This window comes from Salinarimonas soli, assembly GCF_008386575.1.
GTDB classification, from domain to species: domain Bacteria; phylum Pseudomonadota; class Alphaproteobacteria; order Rhizobiales; family Beijerinckiaceae; genus Salinarimonas_A; species Salinarimonas_A soli.
The window spans coordinates 76,697-90,004 of the sequence record NZ_VUOA01000018.1; the positions used below are offsets into that span (position 1 = coordinate 76,697).

20 protein-coding genes and 1 tRNA gene are annotated in these 13,308 nt (G+C 67.2%); 17 read left to right on the top strand and 4 right to left on the bottom strand.

Features of this window, described 5'->3' with window-relative positions; all coding sequences use genetic code 11:
* Window positions 1–4: 4 nt before the first annotated feature.
* The 17 genes from F0L46_RS08515 (at window position 5) to F0L46_RS08595 (ending at window position 9,018) form a co-directional block, all read left to right on the top strand.
* Window positions 5–349, top strand: coding sequence for a hypothetical protein (locus tag F0L46_RS08515; RefSeq protein WP_149816666.1), 345 nt, complete (start codon window positions 5–7; stop codon window positions 347–349).
* Entirely contained in the window at window positions 346–582 is a 237-nt protein-coding gene (locus tag F0L46_RS08520) for a hypothetical protein (protein WP_149816667.1), read from the top strand. The genes F0L46_RS08515 and F0L46_RS08520 overlap by 4 nt, the downstream gene beginning before the upstream one ends.
* Window positions 582–959 (top strand): hypothetical protein, encoded by a 378-nt coding sequence (locus F0L46_RS08525; protein WP_149816668.1) that lies wholly within the window; start codon window positions 582–584, stop codon window positions 957–959. The genes F0L46_RS08520 and F0L46_RS08525 overlap by 1 nt, the downstream gene beginning before the upstream one ends.
* Window positions 956–1,174: a hypothetical protein gene (locus F0L46_RS08530; RefSeq protein ID WP_149816669.1), complete on the top strand. Its 219-nt coding sequence runs from the start codon at window positions 956–958 to the stop codon at window positions 1,172–1,174. Before F0L46_RS08525 ends, F0L46_RS08530 begins: the two co-directional genes overlap by 4 nt.
* A complete protein-coding gene (locus F0L46_RS08535; RefSeq protein ID WP_149816670.1) occupies window positions 1,171–1,377 on the top strand; it encodes a hypothetical protein in 207 nt (68 codons plus the stop codon). The genes F0L46_RS08530 and F0L46_RS08535 overlap by 4 nt, the downstream gene beginning before the upstream one ends.
* 2 nt (window positions 1,378–1,379) lie before the next feature.
* Window positions 1,380–2,303 (top strand): YqaJ viral recombinase family nuclease, encoded by a 924-nt coding sequence (locus F0L46_RS08540; protein WP_149816671.1) that lies wholly within the window; start codon window positions 1,380–1,382, stop codon window positions 2,301–2,303.
* A 17-nt stretch (window positions 2,304–2,320) separates the two neighbouring features.
* Entirely contained in the window at window positions 2,321–3,094 is a 774-nt protein-coding gene (locus tag F0L46_RS08545) for a hypothetical protein (RefSeq protein ID WP_149816672.1), read from the top strand.
* Window positions 3,095–3,123: 29 nt separating this feature from the next.
* Entirely contained in the window at window positions 3,124–4,077 is a 954-nt protein-coding gene (locus F0L46_RS08550; protein WP_149816673.1) for a recombinase RecT, read from the top strand.
* A 3-nt stretch (window positions 4,078–4,080) separates the two neighbouring features.
* The gene (locus tag F0L46_RS08555; protein ID WP_149816675.1) at window positions 4,081–4,608 is read left to right on the top strand and encodes a hypothetical protein; all 528 of its coding nucleotides are present in this window, start codon (window positions 4,081–4,083) and stop codon (window positions 4,606–4,608) included.
* A 3-nt stretch (window positions 4,609–4,611) separates the two neighbouring features.
* A complete protein-coding gene (locus F0L46_RS08560) occupies window positions 4,612–5,382 on the top strand; it encodes an exonuclease domain-containing protein (protein WP_149816676.1) in 771 nt (256 codons plus the stop codon).
* Entirely contained in the window at window positions 5,382–5,606 is a 225-nt protein-coding gene (locus tag F0L46_RS08565) for a hypothetical protein (protein WP_149816678.1), read from the top strand. The genes F0L46_RS08560 and F0L46_RS08565 overlap by 1 nt, the downstream gene beginning before the upstream one ends.
* Entirely contained in the window at window positions 5,603–6,127 is a 525-nt protein-coding gene (locus tag F0L46_RS08570; RefSeq protein WP_240539919.1) for a zinc-finger-containing protein, read from the top strand. Before F0L46_RS08565 ends, F0L46_RS08570 begins: the two co-directional genes overlap by 4 nt.
* Window positions 6,124–6,969, top strand: coding sequence for a radical SAM protein (locus F0L46_RS08575; RefSeq protein WP_149816680.1), 846 nt, complete (start codon window positions 6,124–6,126; stop codon window positions 6,967–6,969). The genes F0L46_RS08570 and F0L46_RS08575 overlap by 4 nt, the downstream gene beginning before the upstream one ends.
* Window positions 6,966–7,202 (top strand): hypothetical protein, encoded by a 237-nt coding sequence (locus tag F0L46_RS08580; protein WP_149816681.1) that lies wholly within the window; start codon window positions 6,966–6,968, stop codon window positions 7,200–7,202. The genes F0L46_RS08575 and F0L46_RS08580 overlap by 4 nt, the downstream gene beginning before the upstream one ends.
* Window positions 7,203–7,263: 61 nt before the next feature.
* Window positions 7,264–7,719: an ASCH domain-containing protein gene (locus tag F0L46_RS08585; protein WP_149816683.1), complete on the top strand. Its 456-nt coding sequence runs from the start codon at window positions 7,264–7,266 to the stop codon at window positions 7,717–7,719.
* Window positions 7,716–7,982, top strand: coding sequence for a helix-turn-helix transcriptional regulator (locus F0L46_RS08590; protein WP_149816685.1), 267 nt, complete (start codon window positions 7,716–7,718; stop codon window positions 7,980–7,982). Before F0L46_RS08585 ends, F0L46_RS08590 begins: the two co-directional genes overlap by 4 nt.
* Window positions 7,972–9,018: a tyrosine-type recombinase/integrase gene (locus tag F0L46_RS08595; protein WP_149816687.1), complete on the top strand. Its 1,047-nt coding sequence runs from the start codon at window positions 7,972–7,974 to the stop codon at window positions 9,016–9,018. The genes F0L46_RS08590 and F0L46_RS08595 overlap by 11 nt, the downstream gene beginning before the upstream one ends.
* Before the next feature lie 141 nt (window positions 9,019–9,159).
* On the opposite strand, the gene F0L46_RS08600 is transcribed toward F0L46_RS08595, so the two are convergent.
* From F0L46_RS08600 to F0L46_RS08615, 4 genes are all read right to left on the bottom strand, one after another.
* On the bottom strand, window positions 9,160–11,091 hold the full coding sequence (locus F0L46_RS08600; RefSeq protein WP_149816689.1) for an ATP-dependent nuclease: 1,932 nt from the start codon (window positions 11,089–11,091) through the stop codon (window positions 9,160–9,162).
* A gap of 123 nt (window positions 11,092–11,214) precedes the next feature.
* Window positions 11,215–11,288 (bottom strand) — tRNA-Gln (locus tag F0L46_RS08605).
* A 243-nt stretch (window positions 11,289–11,531) separates the two neighbouring features.
* The gene (locus F0L46_RS08610; protein WP_149816690.1) at window positions 11,532–11,852 is read right to left on the bottom strand and encodes a c-type cytochrome; all 321 of its coding nucleotides are present in this window, start codon (window positions 11,850–11,852) and stop codon (window positions 11,532–11,534) included.
* 52 nt (window positions 11,853–11,904) lie between these two features.
* Window positions 11,905–13,167: a PQQ-dependent sugar dehydrogenase gene (locus tag F0L46_RS08615; RefSeq protein ID WP_149816692.1), complete on the bottom strand. Its 1,263-nt coding sequence runs from the start codon at window positions 13,165–13,167 to the stop codon at window positions 11,905–11,907.
* Window positions 13,168–13,308 lie beyond the last annotated feature (141 nt).

Here is a 13,308-nt window from a genome sequence, read left to right on the forward strand (position 1 = left end):
CGACATGCCCCTCCAGAGCCCGCCCACCACCTTCCCCGACGTGTCCGACCTGCCGGTGTTCTTCGAGAGCGCCCGCGATCCCGACACCCGCCAGCTCGCGATCTACCGTGACGCTGCGATCCGCGAGTTCGACTTCGCCCTGGGCGAGGTCGAGCGCGAGATGGCCGCGCTCCGCCGCGCCGTCCAGGCCCGCGCCGCCGGCGACCTGACCGCGGCCCGCTACGCCGAGCAGGACCGCGCCGCCTACGCCCGCAAGGCCAAGGGCAACCAGATGATGGTGGCGTACTGGCGCGAGCAGATCGCGACGAAGCGCGCCGCCATGGCTCTCGCCCGGAGGATCGCGGCGTGACGCGGCTCTCCATCGCCCTTTCCGAGGACCTGCAGCGCCTCTCCACCCTGCTCGCCGGCGCGGAGGCTCGCGCCGATGCGGTTCGCGCGCACCTGCTCGGCCAGTACGGCGAGGGTTCCGAGGCGGCCTACCAGACCTGCCGCGCTCTCTCCGGAGACGTCGCGTTCGCCCGCTCGGAGCTGAACCGCATCCTCGTGGCGGCCGGCGTGGTCCGTGTCGAGGAGGCCGCGTGATGGTCATCCTAACCGCCCACTCCCGCCGGCGCTTCCCAGCCGAGGTGCTCGTTGCGGACCACGGCGCCTGCTCATTTTCACGCTTCGGGGCAACCCTGGTCCTGCCGCAGGACGTGTTCAGGATCGTCGTCGCGCTTGCCGCCGCGGCTCCAGCACTCGTCAGCTACGACGAGATCATCGACGCGGTCTACGCGGACTGCCCCGATGGCGGCCCGCTCGCTCCACGTGCCAACCTGAAGCGGTGGCTCAAGCGCTGGCGCGATCCGCTCGTCATCCTCGGCATCGAGATCGCGACAGTCTTCGGCCGAGGGCTGGTCTGCACCGTGAGCAGCTCCGCGCCGGACAAGGCTTGGACGGACTGGAGGGCGGCAGCATGAGGGCCCGCCCCGCCCGCCGCACGGTCGCCCCGCGCATCGTCGCGACGGTCTACGTCACCCCCGCGCTCCCCGGCTTCGGCCGGCGCCACGTCCCGATGCGCGACGGCTTCGCCCAGCTCTCAGCCGTCCTAGCCGCTGCGCTGATGGCGCGCCAGACCACGCGCCCCGGGTTCCTGGAGCTGATCGACACCCTGCTCTGGGAGGAGATCCGGTGAGCACCGCCCTGCCCCTCGCCGGCCTCGTCGCCTCGCTCCTAATCGGCGCCGTCCTGGTGCTGCACCTGCGCTCGACCCGGGGCCGCCCGGTCCGCCGCTTCGGCGAGGCTGCGAACGACGACGAAGCCGATCCCTGGATCCCGCTCGGCGACGCCGCTCGCCGGGCCGTCCCGCCCTCCCCTCGCCCAGACGCCGCGGAGTAGCCATGCCGTTCGAAGCCCATCCCGTCACCGACCGCGCCTCGTGGCTCGCGATGCGCCAGGCCGACGTCACCGCGAGCGTCGCCGGCGCGCTGCTCGGGGTTCACGAGTACGAGACACCCTACTCGCTGTGGGCCCGCAAGACCGGCCAGCTCGACGAGGACGCCGAGGAGAGCCCGGCGATGCGCCGCGGCCGCCTCCTGGAGCCCGTCGCGCTCCAGCTCCTCGCCGAGGAGCGCCCGGACTGGAGCCTCGAGCCGGGCCGCGCCTACTTCCGCGATCCGGCCGAACGGCTCGGCGCCACGCCCGACGCCTTCGCGGCCTGCCCCAGGCGGGGCCGCGGCATCGTCCAGGTCAAATCGGTCGAGTCGATGATCTTCCGCCAGAAGTGGCGCGACGGCGAGACCGGCATCGTCGAGCCCCCGCTCTGGATCGCGGTGCAGGCCATCGTCGAGGCCTACCTCACCGGGGCGGACTGGGCCTGCGTCGCGGCCCTCGTCGTGGGTCACGGCCTTGACCTCGAGGTTGTCGACGTGCCGGTCCACTCCGGCGTCGTCGAGCGGGTCCGCGACGCGACCCGCGCGTTCTGGGACCTCGTCGAGAGCGGCGAGGCGCCCTCCCCCGACTACGCCCGGGACGGCGCAACGATCGCGCGCATGTTCCAGGCCGACCAAGGCACCGAGGTCGACCTCTCCGACGACAACCACCTGCCCGTGCTCCTGCAGGAGCGCGCCGCGCTCAAGGCCGGGATCAAGGCCTCCGAGGAGCGCTGCTCCGAGATCGAGGCCGAGTTCAAGGCAAAGCTCGGGCTCAACGCCGTCGGCCACCTCGCCGGCGGGACCACCGTCACCTGGAAGACGCAGCACCGGCGCGGCTACTCCGTCGAGCCGACGTCGTTCCGGGTCCTCCGCTTCCCCCGCGCCGCCTGACCTGAGGATCGCCCGCTATGAACGTTGCCGTCGCCGTGGCCACGATTGGCCACAACAATCCCCCGCCGCTCGGCCATGCCGAGATCCTCGCGGAGCGCCATGCCGATGTCCGTCGGGACGTCGAGGCTGTCGCGGCCCGCGCCACCGCAGCCCCGCGCGCCATCAAGACCGAGGCCGACCTCGACGCGATCGGCACGCTGGTCAAGGACATCGGCGCCCTGGTCCGCCGCATCGACACAAGGCGGACCACAGAGAAGGCGCCTCACCTCCAGGCCGGACGCGAGGTCGACGCGTTCTTCGGCGTGTTCACCGATCGCCTGGAGAAGATCCGCGAGACGTTCCAGGCCATCGCCGACGATCACGCCCGCAAGAAGGCGGCAGAGGAGCGCGCCGCCCGCGAGGCCGAGGCGCGCCGGGCCGAGGCGGAGGCCGAACGCCAGCGTGAGATTGCGCGCCGCGCAGAAGAAGCGAACCGCCTCAAGACGGCCGAGAAGCACGACGCCCGGGCCGAGGTCGCCGCCGACCAGGCCGCCCAGGCCACCGCTGCTGCGCAGGCCGGCGCGGCCGACCTGATCCGGACCCGCACCGCCTCGGGCACGCTCGCCACGGGGCGCACCGAGTGGACCTTCGAGATCACCGACTTCGCCGCGATCCCGCTCGAGGTGCTGCGCGCCTACCTGCCCCGCGCCGAGATCGAGAAGGCGATCCGCGCCCACGTGCGGGTCAACAAGGGCGCCATGCCGATCCCAGGCGTCCGCATCTTCGAGGACGTACGCGCCTCGTTCCGTTGATCCCGCCACGCCAGACGATAGGAGCCCCGATGGCCCACGCCCTCACCCTCACCGCGACCGAGCAGCGCATCGCCGAGCGCCTCGATCCCGCCGCATCGAAGCAGATCGCGGTCTCGGACGCCGCCGGCGGCGTCGCCTTCGCCGACGTGTCCCAGGTCATGGAGTTCGCCAAGCTGATGGCGATCTCCCAGATCGCGGTCCCCAAGCACCTCCGGGGCAACCCGGGCGCCTGCGTCGCGGTCTGCGTCCAGGCGCTAGAATGGCGCATGTCGCCCTACGCGGTGGCGAACAAGAGCTACTCGGTCAACGACCGGCTCGCCTACGAGGCGCAGCTCGTCCAGGCCGTGATCCTGCAGCGCGCCCCGATCAAGGGCCGGATCAAGACCGAGTACGATGGCCTCGGCGAGAAGCGGACCTGCCGGGTCTGGGCCGAGCTCGCGGACAGCCCGGGCGAGGTCGTGGCGTACCTCTCGCCCGCGTTCGGCACGATCCAGCCGAAGAACTCGCCGCTGTGGAAGAACGATCCGGATCAGCAGCTCCACTACTACAGCGTCCGGGCCTGGTGCCGGCGCCACTTCCCCGACGTGCTGCTCGGGGTCTACGCGAAGGACGAGATCGACGACACCCGCCGGCCCGGCCCCGAGGGCGCCCGCGACGTCACCCCGCGCGGGCTCTCCGGCAAGCTCGACGCCCTGGGCGGGACCGCGCCCGTTCCGGACGACGACCCCGACGACGAGACCGGGACCGACGACGTGTTCGGCGCGACCGGGGATGCCGGCGACGCCTCCCAGGTCGGCGATGCCGGTGGCGGCGCTGGCGAGGACTCCGAGCCCACGATCGACCCGAAGAGCCCCGACTTCGCGAAGGGCGTGGCCGACCGGCGCGCCGGGATCAAGAAGTGTCTCAAGCCCGAGATCAAGGACGACCCGCAGCGCTTCGCGACGTGGCGGGCGGGCTTCGACTCCGTCGAGCAGGAGGGCTGAGCCATGGGTCGCAAGGTTCGCCGCGTACCTGCCGATTGGCGGCACCCAATGGCGTTCAACGAGTACCGCCAGTCCATGACTTACGTCCCGCTTCTCGACGGCGACTGCGTCCGGGATGCCGCCGAGTGGGACGAGGGCTTCGCGAACTGGCGAGCAGGGCTCGTCCGCTCATACGAGGACGGCCCGGCCTGGGTCGCGAGGGATCCCGAGAGGCACGCCGGCCGGTACTCGGACTGGGCGGGCACACGCCCCTCACCAGACGACTACATGCCGGACTGGCCGGCCGAGCAGCGCACGCACCTCATGATGTACGAGGACACGACGGAGGGCACGCCGATCTCGCCCGCCTTCGCGACAGCGGAAGAGCTGGCGCGCTGGCTCGCCGACAACGACGCGAGCGCCTTCGGCGGCTTCACCGCGACCTACGAGGAATGGCTGCACGTCGCCCGCCAGGGCTCAGCGCCGAGCATGGTCGTCACCCCCAGCGGAATCACGAGCGGCGTCGCGTTCGTCGCCCAGACGGAGGGCTGAGCCATGCTGATCAGGATCGTGGATCTGGAGACCACCGGGTTCACCCCGCCCGAGGCCGCCGTCGTCGAGGTGGGGTGGTGCGACCTCGTCGCGACCGGCACGAACCTCCTCGACGAGCCCGCCGGCTGGGAGATCGGGCGCCCCGACGGTGTGCTGGTCAATCCCGGCCGGCCGATCCCGCCGGAGACCTCGGCGATCCACCACATCATCGACGAGGACGTGCGCGACGCGGCGTCCTGGTCGGAGGCGGTCAGCCTCCTCCGGCAGCCGCCCTCGGCCGTGCCCATCGCCGTCTTCGCGGCCCACAACGCGAAGTTCGAGCGGCAATGGCTCACCGACGACGTGATGGGTGGACTGCCCTTCATCTGCACCTATAAGGCCGCGCTCCGGCTCTGGCCCGACGCGCCGGTCCATTCGAACCAGGGCCTCCGGTACTGGCGCAACCCCGCCGGCATCGACCGTCTCCAGGCCATGGTGACCCATCGCGCCGGGCCCGACGCCTACGTCACCGCCTTCCTGCTGCGCGAGCTCCTCGCCGAGGCCTCGATCGAGCAGCTCGTCACTTGGAGCACCGAGCCGGCGCTCCTCGCGAAGTGCCACATCGGCTCGTGGCGCGGCCGGCGCTGGTCCGAGATCGACGAGGTCAGCTTCCTGAACTGGATCCTGAACCGCGACTTCGACGAGGACGTCATGCACACCGCCCGGTTCTACCGCGACAAGCTGCGGGAGCAGGCGCGTCAGACCGTCCTCGCCGACGACGATGGGGATTTCTGATGCCCGGCACCAACGACATCGGCCTGCGCATGGCCCGGGGACGGGGCCAGCCCTCCCCGGCGCCTGAGCCCCGCGACGAGCCGCCCGCGCGGCCCGTCCACATTCCGCCGGCGCGGATCTCGCTCGCGCCCTGCCCGTTCGGGCGCGGCCCGATGAGCTACGACCCGGTGAAGGGCGAGACCTTCGCCGCCGGCGAGGTGGTCAGCACGAGGGCACGGTCGTGACCATCGCCCCGATCTGCCGAACCTGTAACCAAGCCGCCCGTCTCACCACGAAAGCCGAGATCTACCCGAACCGGCCCGACCTCGCCGAGAAGGCGATCTGGATCTGCGAGGGGTGCGGCGCTCGCGTGGGCTGTCACCCCGGGACCACGACCGCGCTCGGCTTTCCGGCCGGGCCCGAGTTGCGCGCAGCGCGGGGGCTTCTCCACGACCAGCTCATCGATCCGCTGTGGCGCAACGCTTGGCGCGAGCCCTGCTACGCCGCCGCGCCCCGGAGCGCCGGCGAGGCCGACCGCGCGAAGGGGAAGCACCGGCGCGTCTGCATCAATCGCGCCGCCCGGAGCCGAGTCTATGCCTTCCTGGCGGATCGCCTCGGGATCCCTGGCGCCGAGTGCCACACGGGCATGTTCGACCTGGAGCGCTGCCGCGCGGCGTGGCGAGCGCTGCGGGGCGTAACGTACCGGGAAATCCGCGTTTGGGCGCAGGAACGAGAGGCGGCCGAGCGCGAGAGGAGGGCCGCATGACGGGGCAACGGATCATCCGTGTGTTCCCGCGCAAGACCAAGGCGTCCCCTGACGACGCTCTGGCCTATTTCGGGCCGCCCGACCTGTTCGCCGAGGCCGACGAGGTGCACGTCAGCGTCACGTTCACGGCGGACAAGGCAATTGCCGAGCGCCTCGCCGAGCAGTGGCGCTACGTCGCCCCGGTGAAAGTCGGCGGCGTGGCCTATGGCGACACCAGCCTGGAGTTCGTCCCGGGCCGCTACATCAAGCCCGGCTACACGATCACGTCTCGGGGCTGCCCGCGGCGGTGCTGGTTCTGCGGCGTGTGGAAGAAGTGGCCCACGCCGAACCTGCTGCCGATCCACGAAGGCTGGAACGTCCTCGACGACAACCTCCTCGCCTGCCCGCGCCCGCACGTCGAGGCCGTGTTCGACATGCTGCACCGGCAGAACCGTCGCATCGAGTTCACGGGCGGGCTCGAAGCGCTCGCGCTCCAGGACTACCAGGTCGACCTGCTCGCAAGCCTGCGGCCGCGCCCCAATATGTTCTTCGCCTACGACCCGGGCGACGCCTTCGAGACCTTGGAGAGCGCGGCGCGGCGCCTGCTCGACGCCGGTTTCACCGAGGCGTCCCACCGGATGCGGGTCTACGTCCTGATCGGCTATCCGAAGGACTCCTTTGATCTCGCAGAGGCGCGGCTGCGGCAGATGCAGTCCATCGGCTTCACGCCCATGGCGATGCTCTGGCAGCCCGAGACGCCGTCCCAGGAGAAGCATCGTCCGGAGCCCGCCTGGAGGACGTTCCAGCGCCGCTGGGCCCGGCCCGCGATCATCCACGCTCGTGATCAGAGGAGCGCAGCATGACCTCCCGTCCCCGCGCCTTCACCGATGCCGAGTGGGCCGAGATCCGGAAGCTCGCCCCCACCCACACCTCGGAGCAGGTGCACAAGAAAATGCCGGGCCTCGGGGTGTCGCTGCGCGTGTTCCGCTCGCGCTGCTCCAACCAGATCCCCGCCGTCCGGTTCTTCCGCGCAAGCGCGCACGCCGGCACGTCGGGCCTCTCGGTGCCGAGGAAGAAGCGGGGAGCAAAGCCGTGAACCACCCGATCCTAGACGCCGCTCTCGAGGCCGACATTGCTATCCTCGGGAAGAAGGGGACGTGTGTGACGTGCCAGTCGTGCGGCAGCAATGCGGGGTGCGGGTGATGGTCGCCTACTCGTTCCAGCGCCGGTTCATCGACCCGATCCTCACCGGCACCAAACGCCAGACCATCCGGGCGGATCGCAAGCGCCACGCCCACCCGGGCGAGGAGCTCCAGCTCTACGCCGGGATGCGGACCAGGTCGTGCCAGCTGATCACGCGGGCGCGATGCATCGAGGTCGTACGGGTCAACCTCTGCTTCTCGGCGCACGGGGCGGCCGAGCTTTTCCAGGTCGATGGTCACCTGCTCCCGCCCACCGCGATGGAGCACTTCGCCAAGGCAGACGGATTCGCGTCGGTCCGCGAGATGGCGGGCTTTTGGTTCGAGCACCACGCCCAGGCCGGGCAATCGATCGTCGATTTCGACGGCGTGATGATCCGGTGGGTGCCGCTCGCTGAAGAGCTCGCGCCATGAGGGCCGAGCGCGCCGCCGCCGCGTCTCTCGCGCCCCGCGGGCTTACCCGGGAGCAGGCCGCCGCGTACTGCAACCTGAGCCCGAGCGGCTTCGACCTTTGGGTCTCAAAGGGGCGCCTGCCTAAGCCGATCGCCGGCACGCGTCGCTGGGATCGGGCCGCGCTCGATCGCGCCTGGGATAAGCTCTCGGGCTTGACCCCGGAATCCTCTGAGGGCGACGATGACTTCGCGAGGTGGCGGCGCGAGAACGGATATGCGGATTGACCTGAAGGGGCTGCACCAGGTCCGGGCCAAGCTCGCCGACGGGTCGCGCCGGACGTACTGGTACGCGTGGCGCGGCGGGCCCCGACTCTCCGGCGAACCCGGAACCCCAGAGTTCATCGCTTCGTACAACGCCGCGGTCGAGTCCCGGAAAACCGTGCCGAAAGGCCGGTTCCACTCGGTGATCGCAGGCTACAAGGCCTCGGCCGAGTTCGGGAAGCTCGCCGATCGCACCAAGGCGGACTACCTCAAGATCATCGCCGGGATCGAGGTGAAGTTCGGCTCCATGCCGCTCTCCGCGTTCAGCGAGACGAACAAGCGAGTCACCCGGGGCATCTTCAAGAAATGGCGCGACGAGCGCGCCGCGAAGTCGGAGCGCCAGGCCGACTATGGGTGGTCGGTGCTCGGCCGAATCATATCCTGGGGGGTCGACCGCGGCGAGCTCGACACGAACCCGGCCGAGCGCGGCGGCCGCCTCTATCAGGCCGACCGGACGGACAAGGTCTGGACCGCTGCCGACGAGGCCGCGTTCCTCGCGCTGGCGCCGCGCCATCTCCACCTGGCGCTCCTGCTCGCGCTCTGGACCGGGCAGCGCCAGGGCGACCTCCTCAAGCTCACCTGGAACCAGTACGACGGCCGCTACATCCGGCTGCGCCAGGGCAAGACCGGCAAGCGGGTCACGATCCCCGTCGGCGAGCCTTTGAAGGTCGCGCTCGACGTCGCGAGAGCCGAGCGCCGCGGCGCCCTCGTCCTGCTCACTATGGAGGGCACGCGCTGGACCGAGGACGGGTTCCGCTCATCATGGGGCAAGGCCTGCGACAAGGCGGGAATCGCGGAGGTCAGCTTCCACGACACCCGGGGCTCAGCGATCACGCGGCTCGCGCTTGCCGGCGCCTCCGTCCCGGAGATCGCAGCCATCACCGGGCACAGCCTGCGGGACGTGCAGGAGATCCTCGACGCGCATTACCTGAGCCGGGATCTCGGGCTTGCCGAGAGCGCGATGGCGAAGCTCGAGGCGCATCAGGGAAGCAGCAGCTAACGTCAGAGCTTGGCGTTTTCGGTTGCATCACTTAATATACGCTCGCCCTTTGGGGCCACTCGAGCCAAGTTTTGATGAGGATGAAATATAGCACTCAGTCACCATAGAAAGACAGGCAGATAGCGCGCTGCGAGTCAGCGATCATGGCAGCTTCTCACGAAGCACTTCATTCTGATTATCATCTTCCGAAATTTCGAATGGGAACGTATCTCTACTGAAAAGATTGGATACAAATGATACCTCAATTCGCCGGACCGAACCTTTCGATCGATTCGAAAATCGAAAGACACCGCCTTCCGATGCGATGATTGCTCGCATCTGTCCGTTAAGAGCCTCGTCTGGAGTATCCGTCTTCATACTTTGGAACACTGCCCCAAGCTGCGCGCCTAATCGTATCCGCAGCATCGCATTCTCATCAACTGTATGGACCGGAGCGGCGAAACGGATTGAACGCAGCAAAGTTGCGTAGCGTGCCTCCAGTGCTGATTCATCAATGGATTGAAACAATTCCGCTTCCTGAGCAGCTGCGTCGGGTTTTGACAAAGCGGCAGCTTGGATTTGAAAGTAGTCCTCGATTGTACCACGGCGCAGTATGAAACATCCGGCCGCCTCAAGAATGTCGAACAATGCACCATATCTTGCTTCGAAGGAAACGAAAGTTGACCCTCCGACTGCAGCGTCGAAAACAGTACCGCCGCCTGTCATGATCGTCGCCACCGTAGCCCGTCGCTTCTCTTTTTCACCTCTCTTGTCGACTGAACATGTTCTCCAATATGCATGGGAGACAACAAGCGACTCTATTTTCGACCAGTGCTTGTCAACAGCGGCCGCAAGGTCACTTCTCAACGATTTATCGAACTCCATCAAGCTTGCGTGACCAGCAGCTGTAGCTAGTTTTGAAATTTCGGACTTCTGCCCAAACGACGAAGAAAGAGTATTGTTATCTACAAGAGCATCCAGGTCAGCGAGCACGGCCACACGCTTTCCCATAAGCTCAAACAGTTTTACCGCTTCGGTGAATTCACCTTTACCAGTTACAGGGATCACCTGAGTGTTACTCGCCAAGAGAGGATGACGCATCGCCCGGGCGAGTTGGAGGACAATCGTTTCGTCGCTTGGGCCTTCAACAAGAAGAACGTTTCTGGCAAAGAAGGCTAGTCGATGGGTCGCGGTAAGCCGTGCGATAAGGGCTGCTAGCTTGCTGCTTTTCAGTTCGGGCGCTGACTCGATGATCTGGATTGGATGCTTCGTGTGATCATTGAAGAAAACTAATCTGGACAGATCCGAAATACGATATAACGGAAGCATACTCGGCGAGTGAGTTGCAATGACAACGATCTTTTTCGCCGGATCCAAGCGAGGATCACCTGCAACCGATAGTAATTCATCAAGGATGAACGCTTGATATTGCGGGTGTTGCGAGATTTCTGGCTCGTCAATAATAAGTACACTGATGCGGTCGTTGTAAATTGCTGCCAAAATCGCGACAAGCTGAACGACTCCGCTCGCCTCTGACCCGGCCGAATATGGTTCAGCACCCTCGAGCGGCGAGAAGTGAACCTCAAGGCCGCTCTGCCCCCATCGTAGTTGAACAGCTCGAGACAGAAACGCTTGTAGCCTCGCCTGCACCTTCAGACGAAGATCAGGACGCTCCTCCAGCGTGAGATAGTCTCCTGTGAGGCTTTCTATTTTATGCCAGAGTTCACGAAAAGCCGCGTTGCCGATGTGGGCTGTAGATTGCGAGTAGTCGTTATGTGGGTTATCCGCCCGCGATCGGAAATGCTCAAACGGGCTTGCTCGGCCGGCAGCAAGGAAGCGCACGACCCCCGGACCGATCCGCATAGCTTCAAAGGCCGATTGAACTTGCCGAAGAGCTCGTGTCTTCCCGGTCCCATTCGGACCGACGAAAGCCGTTATGCCTGGATGGATCGCGAGCAGGAGACCGGGATCCCGAACCCGCTTTTGCCACGTGGAAATCTGCACGAGGATCGGAGACGGAAAACCAGCGGCAGCCGACGCTTCGTCGATCATAGCGGACGCGGCGATAACCGCTGGAGGATTGGTATCGGACATTTGCAAGTCGCCCCTGGCTGACCGCGGCCGCACCGCCCAAAGCGTGAACCGCCCCTGTAAAACGCATGTAAAACGGCCCAACCGGTCCGAGGCGCCTGTTCCAAATTGTTGAGTGAAAACAGTTGGCTGGGGGACCTGGATTCGAACCAGGACTAGCGGAGTCAGAGTCCGCGGTTCTACCGTTAAACTATCCCCCAATCCCGGGCCGTCGATCCGCCGGCGAAAAGCGATGCCCTAAGGCAGGCCTTCGTCACGTCGTGGGTGGCCCCGGAAGGTGAGCGGGACATAAGGCGTTTGCCGGAGCCGGTCAAGCCCTCGATCGGCCGCGCGCCGCCCGCGGGAGCGTCCCCTCTGCACTTGGTCACGGGCCCGTCCGCCCCCGGCGAACCGGCCCGTGACCATGCAAACTCCTGTCGCGCCCGAACCCAGCCGGAGCGGACCTATGGCGGGATCACCTCGATCTGGATGCCGGCATAATAGGCCGCGATATTGGCGATGTCGGCGTCGGTCAGCTCCTTCGCCACGATGTTCATCGATTCGTTCTTGCGCTCGCCCCCCCGGTATTCCGTGAGGGCCTTTGCCAGATAGGGCTCGATCTGGCCGGCAAGATTCGGCGCCTCAGGGTTCTTCGAGAGCCCATCCATCCCGTGGCAGGCCTGGCACACGCCCGCCACCTTCTGACGCCCGGCCTTGGCGTCCGCTGCGAGAGCTGGCCCGGCAAGGCCCGAGGCGAGCAGGATCCCGATCGTCAGAGCGCGCATCGTCACGATCTCCTGAGAGGCGAGCGCGCCACCCGGCGCGCTCGCACGTGGGTCACTGGCCGTAGGAGATGCGGTAGATCGCACCCGCCGCGTCGTCCGAGACGAGCAGCGACCCGTCGGGCAGCTGCGCGACGTCGACGGGGCGGCCGATATATTCGCCGTTCTCCGTGAGCCAGCCCTCCGCGAAGACCTGCGCCTTGTCGGCGGTGCCGTCGGGCTTGAGCGGGGTGAACATGATGCGGGCGCCGACAGGCTTGGTGCGGTTCCAGGAGCCGTGCTGGGCCGAGAAGATCCCGCCCCGGTACGGCTGCGGGAACTGGTTGCCCGTGTAGATCATCAGCCCGAGATCGGCCGCGTGGGCCTCCATCTCGACCTGAGGATTCACGACGCCGGTAGGCACCTGGTCGTCCTTGTATTCCGTCGTGCGGGTGGTCCCGCCGCCGTACCAGGGGAAGCCGAAATTCTGCCCAAGCTGCGTGGCCCGGTTGAGCTCACCCGGCGGAATATCGTCCCCCATCCCGTCCACCTGGTTGTCGGTGAACCAGAGGCTCTTGTCGCCGGGGTTGAACTCGATGCCGACGGAGTTGCGGATGCCGGTGGCGAAAACCTCCCGCTTCGTCCCGTCCTGCTCCATGCGGACGATGCCGCCGATCCCCGTCTTGCCGTAGAGCTCCAGCTTCTCCTTCGCCGGAACGTTGAACGGCTGCCCGAGCGCGATGTAGAGCTTGTTGTCGGGCCCCACGCGGCAGACGCGAGCCGTGTGGTTGTAGCTCTCCTCCGAGGCGGGGATGAGCTCGCCCTGCTTGACCGCCTCGAAGGCGGCCACGTCCGGTCCCTCGTAGAAGAACTCGGCCGCGGGGAACTGCAGCACGCGGTTCTGCTCCGCCACGTAGAGCACCCCGTCGCGGGAGAAGCAGACGCCGTTCGGGATCTTGAACGCGATCGAGGGCGCGAACACCTTCACCTCGTCGGCGACGCGGTCCTTGTCGCGATCCGTCACCGCGTAGACGTTGTTCTTGCGCGTCCCCACGAAGAGAACGCCCGCGTTCGGGCCGACCGCCATGTGCCGAGCGTCCGGCACCACGGCGTAGAGATCGATCTTGAAGCCCTGGGGCAGCTTGATCTTCTGGAGGTTGCGGCGAAGCGCGTCGGCCCTGCGGCCTTCCTGCGGGATGGGCTTGGGCTCCTCGGTGCCGGTGGCCTTGAACGAGGAAAGGCGCTCGAGATTGCCGGTCGGTGACTGCGTGGGAGCCTGCGCCAGGACGGGGGACGCAAGAACGACGGCCGAAACGGCCGCAAGCAAGGTACGCCTCATGGGGTATCCTCCTAAAGACGCCCGGTTCTAGGCCGGGTCGCCAGGGGAACGGTACAGCACGGCCGACGCGGCCCACAAGGCGCTTTGGAAGGCACGCCCGAACCGGGGGAACAGGCGCAAGGCGGCCCGGTTGACCAGCCG